Annotated in this window: 5 protein-coding genes and 1 pseudogene; 3 read left to right on the top strand and 3 right to left on the bottom strand. The window is 67.4% G+C overall.

Going from position 1 to position 5,466, the window contains the following annotated elements; all coding sequences use genetic code 11:
• Positions 1-590: 590 nt before the first annotated feature.
• The gene (locus tag ACWD01_RS37115; protein WP_451168368.1) at positions 591-2,999 is read left to right on the top strand and encodes an EAL domain-containing protein; all 2,409 of its coding nucleotides are present in this window, start codon (positions 591-593) and stop codon (positions 2,997-2,999) included.
• A 143-nt stretch (positions 3,000-3,142) separates the two neighbouring features.
• Positions 3,143-3,511 carry a DUF6233 domain-containing protein gene (locus ACWD01_RS37110; RefSeq protein WP_451168367.1) on the top strand — a complete coding sequence of 123 codons (369 nt, stop codon included), beginning with the start codon at positions 3,143-3,145 and terminating at the stop codon, positions 3,509-3,511.
• Between the two features lie 114 nt (positions 3,512-3,625).
• Here the strand turns inward: ACWD01_RS37110 and ACWD01_RS37105 are convergent, their stop codons facing one another.
• From ACWD01_RS37105 to ACWD01_RS37095, 3 genes are all read right to left on the bottom strand, one after another.
• Complete coding sequence (locus ACWD01_RS37105; RefSeq protein WP_451168365.1) at positions 3,626-3,802, bottom strand: hypothetical protein; 177 nt, start codon at positions 3,800-3,802, stop codon at positions 3,626-3,628.
• A gap of 96 nt (positions 3,803-3,898) precedes the next feature.
• Positions 3,899-4,579, bottom strand: coding sequence for a hypothetical protein (locus ACWD01_RS37100; protein ID WP_451168364.1), 681 nt, complete (start codon positions 4,577-4,579; stop codon positions 3,899-3,901).
• Positions 4,576-5,094 carry an RNA polymerase sigma factor gene (locus tag ACWD01_RS37095; RefSeq protein ID WP_451168363.1) on the bottom strand — a complete coding sequence of 173 codons (519 nt, stop codon included), beginning with the start codon at positions 5,092-5,094 and terminating at the stop codon, positions 4,576-4,578. Before ACWD01_RS37095 ends, ACWD01_RS37100 begins: the two co-directional genes overlap by 4 nt.
• 107 nt (positions 5,095-5,201) lie before the next feature.
• Between ACWD01_RS37095 and ACWD01_RS37090 the strand changes: the two are divergent.
• A pseudogene (locus tag ACWD01_RS37090) lies at positions 5,202-5,363 on the top strand (IS110 family transposase); the annotation flags it as partial.
• Positions 5,364-5,466 lie beyond the last annotated feature (103 nt).

The raw sequence follows: 5,466 nt of genomic DNA, 5'->3' as shown, positions 1-5,466 counted from the left end.
GCTGACCCGTGCGCCAGTGCGGGTCTAGAGCAGTCCAGAGAAGCGATTCCTCCCGGGCCTGAAGGCCCGGGGTTCCTCGCTAGATCACGCTGAACTTCCCCTGGATGCCTTGGAGATGGCCCTGTGGAGACGCCGCATCAAGAAGGACTCCGGCCTCATTCACGCGGGGCGCGCAGCGCGACGACACGGCGAATGTTGATGACACGGAACTTGGAAACGCACCGGAGTGCGTCCTCCCAGTCATGTGGGTGCTGTTTTATATGAAGGCGGCGCTCATCGCCGCCGCATATATCCTGATCTTCATTCAACTCAATGATTGACTCGTCGTCACTTGAAATCTCAGCGCCTGTCAGCGGGACAGGTAAGCGATCAGATCGACCGGGTGCTGATGAACCTACTCTCCAACGCGGTCAAGTTTTCACCCCGGCTGGAGGCCGGGTCCACCTCCAGGCCGCAGCCCAGGACGGCCATGCCGTCCTCACCGTCAGCGACACCGGCATCGGCTCCCCGCTGCCGAACAACGCCAGCTGTTCACCCCCTTCTTCCGCTGACCACGAAAGACAGCACCACACCGTCCTGAAAGGCTTACCGTGCACGGTGAGGAACAGGCCACCGGGCTTGCCTCCGGCCACACCTCAGGCAGCCATGCCCGTCTTCCCAAGGGCATCACCCCAAACAACGCCTGGTGGTGGTTCCTGGCCGCCGGCGCTGTGGTGATCGTCGTCTATCTGATGGTCACCGCTCCCGTACGCCATCTGTTCTCCCCGGTGCTGGCGGCCTGTGCCACGGTGGTGATCCTGGTCGGCGTCCGGTGGCACCGGCCGCAACCGAGTCGGTCCTGGCGCCTGTTCGCTGCCGGCATGGGGCTGTTCGCGGTGGCGGACGTCATCTTCGGCGCCTTCCAGGCCGCGGGCACGCTAGTGCCGTTCCCCTCACCGGCCGACGTGCTGTATCTGGCGGCCTACCCGTGTTTCGCCGCGGGCTTGGTCAGCCTGATGGCGGCATGGGGCAGCGGCGTTCGCTGGGGAGCCGTGCTGGACGCGGGGATCATCACCCTGGGGATGTCCACCCTGGCATGGGCGTTCATCGTCATGCCCTACCTGCGCGGCCACCTGTCGGTACTGCCGCTGGCGGTCTCCCTGGCCTATCCGCTGGCCGATCTCCTGCTGCTGGGCATGGCCGCCAAGCTGGTGCTCGTCTCGGGAATCCGGCTGCCGGCCCTCGCGCTGTTCACTGTGTGGGTGGCGGCCACGCTGGCCGCCGACGCCCTGTACTACTCCACGCTGGCGGCGACCGGCGCTCCGATCGCCGCCGACGTCTCCTCCGCCCTGTGGATGGCCTCCTATCTGTTCCTCGGCGCGGGCGCCCTGCACCCGTCCATGGCCAGGACAACCGAGCTGGTGCCGCACGGCCAGGAGAGGCTGTCCCGTGCCCGCGTGAGTGTCCTGACCCTGCCCGCGCTCTTCGGTCCCGTCCTGCTGATCGCAGACGTCGGCGGCGTGCGCGGGCAGGCCACACATGCCGTAGCCATCGCGAGCATCATGGCCGCTTTGACCGTGCTGCTGGTCGTGCGCATCATGCTTCTGGCACGGTTCGCCGAAGCCCAGGCCGACCAGGCCCAAGCCCGGGCCCGCATGGCCGAGGACTCCTTGCGGCAGCGGACCTCGCTGCAGCAGCAGCTCACCCACCAGGCCTTCCACGACGCGCTGACTGGTCTGGCCAACCGGGGCCTGTTCGTCCAGCAGCTAGAACACGCCCTCAGCCGCCCCGCGTCGCCCCGGAACACTGCCCTTTTGCTGATTGACCTCGACGGCTTCAAAGACATCAACGACAGCCTCGGCCATCCGGTCGGCGACGAACTCCTCATCACCGTCGGCCACCGGCTCCTCGGCGCAGCCCGCCGCAGCGACACTGTCGCCCGCATGGGCGGGGACGAGTTCGCCGTCCTCGCCGAAGACCTCGAAGAGACTCCCGCCAAGACGTACGCCCAGCGGTTCCTGGACCGCTTCAAGGAGCCCTTCGCGCTCTCCGGCCATCGCAGCGTCTTCATCACCGCCAGCATCGGCGTCGTCACCATCACCGAACCGACCACGTTCAACGACGCACTCCGCGACGCCGACATCGCCCTGTACGTGGCCAAAGAACACGGCCGCGACCGCGCGGAACTCTTCGAGCCCACCATGAGCCTGGGACGGCAGAGCCGGGCCCGTATCGCCCAGGACCTCCGCTACGCGCTGCCCCGCGACGAACTCACCGTGCACTACCAGCCAGTCATCCACCTGCCAACAGGACAGGTCACCAGCGTTGAGGCACTGCTGCGCTGGCAACTCGGCGGCCGATCCCCCACCCCGCCGGCGGTGTTCGTTCCCGTCGCCGAGGAGACAGGCCTGATCCGTCCCATCGGCGCCTGGGTGCTGCGCGAAGCCTGCCGCCACGGCCGGCACTGGCACGACACCGTCCCGAAAGCTGAGGCGCTGAGCGTGGCCGTCAACGTCTCCGGCCGGCAGCTCAAGGACCACCGGTTTCCCGACACCGTGCGGCAGGTCCTGCACGAGACCGGTTTCCCCCCGGCCTTCCTGGTCCTGGAGATCACCGAGAGCACCCTCGTCACCGACGCCGAAACCACATCCACCCACATCCGCACACTGCGCGACCTCGGCGTACGCATCTCCATCGACGACTTCGGCACCGGGTACTCCTCCCTGGCCTACCTACGCGACCTCCCGGCCGACATCGTCAAAATCGACCAGAGTTTCGTCCTGCGAGGCGGCGGCGATGTCGACAACAGCCTCATCCAGGCCATCCTCGACGTGGGGCACGCTCTTGACCTGGACGTGATCGCAGAAGGCATCGAAACCCCCCACCAAGCCGAGCGGCTGCGCTCACTCGGCTGCCCCCACGGCCAGGGCTTCTACTACTCCCCACCCCTGGCCCCGAAAGCGCTGGAGGCCTACCTCACCACCCAAGCAATCCTCACACCCACCAGCTCGCACCCATGAGATCGAGCGCGACCAGATCCCAAGACCCCCGAAGGGCAGAATCACCGCCGCAGCCAAGGGCAGCCACCCGCTGGGCACAGGCACACCACGTGACCGAATAGCGCAGCCTCGGAATACCGCCTCTCTACCAGTTGACGGGCGATGTGAATCCCGTCGAATACCGGGTCTGGCTCCCGGTGCCGCAGTACGTGCGGCCTGTCGACGGCGTGGCGTACGACACCGTGCCGACCGAGCACTTGCCCGCCCCGTCGATCGTCGAGCAGTTGCTGGGACCACGCCGGCCCTCGGGCTGGGTTCTGCAGCAGTTGGGCGGCCCTCGCGGTGCCGCCCGGAGCGTCGTACACGCCGTCGACTGCGCCGAGGCTCCCCAGGACGCGTCGCCGTTGTCACTGAACCAGGCGTTGACGGCTGCTGAGCGGCCGGGGGTTCGGCTGTGCAGTCTGTGCGGAGCGAGTGCCGAGCTGGACCCCGTCCTGAGAGGTTTCGACGCCGGGTTCGACGGCGGCGAGTAGCCGCAGGACGCCGCCGGCTGATCCGGGGCGCGTCCCAGCGCACATGAGGGCCCCGAACCGCCGACCTTGGGTTCAAGGGGCCCTCGTGTGGGTGGACTACAGGGTGATCTCCGGTTAGAGCCGCTGCTCGATCCACCAGAAGATGAGGCCGACGATGCCGGCGCCGGCGGCGTAGCAGGCGCCGCGGGGGGCGCTGGAGAGCATCGCGTGTCGGCGGCGGCGGATCCAGGCGCGTGTGCGGGCGATTCGCCGGGGTTTCTTCGGGGAGGCGGCGGGGCCGTTAGTCTTCATGGTGATGCTCTCTCGTCGTCTTTGGGCGGGTGTCGTGTGGAGCCCGGCGGGGGCCTTGAGGCGTAGGAACCAGGGGTCCCCGGCCGGGCTCGTCTGTTAGGGGTGTCCGGCGAGATCGTGGATGTGGTCGGCGAGCTGGTTGTCGGGCCGGCCTACGAGTCCGCCGTCGTCGTGCAGGTCGGCGAGCCGCTCGAACTCCTTCGCCAGCCGGGGCGGTGTCGTGGTGCGGGCGTGGGTGCGGTGGCGCACGGTGTAGCCGGTGAAGGTTTCCAGGCCTTCGAAGAATTCGTCGGTGGGGCCGTCGAAGAGCATGTTCACCTGGCGCTTCCAGAACGCGGCTTCACGGATTTCTCCGGTGCTGAGGTGGTGCAGGTGCAGGCAGTACGCGGCGCCGCTGTGCCCGGCGCCGGCTGCCAGCTGCCACCAGAACAGGGCGCTTTCGGGGTGGGCGGCGAGGTAGAGCGTGCAGGCGAATACATGGACGCCGTGGACGTCGACGTCGTCGGTCCATCCGTCGAAGTCTCCGAATTCGCTGTCGCCGATGACTGCGGTCAGTTCTTCCACGTGGGCGGCCGCGCCCGCCTGGGTCAGCACCCACCGGGCGACGACCTCGAGGTGGTGGCGCGCCCGCGAACTGCTCGGCTCTGCGGCCGCGGGCGGGACATAGCCGGCCTCTTCGGCCAGGCGTCGCAGGCCTGCGGCGACATCGAACGGCCGGCGGGTCTCGCGCGCGGAGACGTCTTCCTCGGCCAGGCGCTGTTCCCAGAGAGTGCTCACTTCGTGTTCTCCTTCGTCATCCCGTATCGGCGGCGGTAGACGGGGGCGAGACGCTCCCGGGCCTTGCGGCAGTGATAGTCGACGGTGCTGGGGGTGATGCCCAGGTACCAGCTGATGTGCTTGGTGTCGTACTTGACGATGTAGCGCAGGACGATGACGTCGAACTGCCGCTGCGGCAACTTCCCGAGCGCCGGGTACAGGCCGATGCCCTTGTCGATTGCGGCGAGTTCCTCGCGGAAGTCTCCGAGAAGTTCGTCGATGACGACCCGGCGCAGGATGGCCCATGTCTGCTGCTGCAGGTCGGTCTCGCCCAGCAGGGCGTCCCAGTGCCGGAGGATCTCCAGGAAGACCCGGTGCACCGCCTGCTCTGCACGGTCGTTGGTGCGCAGGAACCACAGCGCGTACGCGTGCCACGCTTCCTGGTTCATGAGGTAGTGCGCCTGGAAGTCCAGCGGCAGCCGCAGCGGGGCTTCTACGGGACTGCGGCCCTCGTCCCTACGGGCGTTCTCGAACATGGGTCCTCTTCGTTGAGGGAGTACAGGAGACAGCCGGCATGTACGCCGGTGTGCGTTCACTCAACCGGCCGAAGGAGCCGAACACGCATGCCCGCCATGACGAATGTGACGACGAATCGCGGCGCTTCTACGAACGCAAGCGGGCCGAGGGTAAGCGTCACACCCAGGCCGTCCTTGCCCTGGCCCGACGACGGGTCAATGTCTTGTGGGCTCTGATTCGTGACGGACGGTGCTACCAAGGCAACCTCCCAGTCACGAACGCCGCTTGACAACATCATTACTGAGGTTGAACTCGTGGAGTCGTAGGGGCTGACGGCTCCTCGCCGGTGCGGTATCACCGGGGCATGCGGTATCCACAAGGGGGCGGGCTGA

This window comes from Streptomyces sp. NPDC002835 (assembly GCF_053591995.1).
Note: the sequence above shows the minus strand (reverse complement) of the source record. Positions and strands in the feature narration are given on the sequence as shown.

Bases quoted from the DNA above. Each gene is read 5' to 3' on its own strand.
- ACWD01_RS37095 (WP_451168363.1), bottom strand. From the start codon at position 5,094: ATGTTCGAGAACGCCCGTAGGGACGAGGGCCGCAGTCCCGTAGAAGCC.
- ACWD01_RS37105 (WP_451168365.1), bottom strand. From the start codon at position 3,802: ATGAAGACTAACGGCCCCGCCGCCTCCCCGAAGAAACCCCGGCGAATC.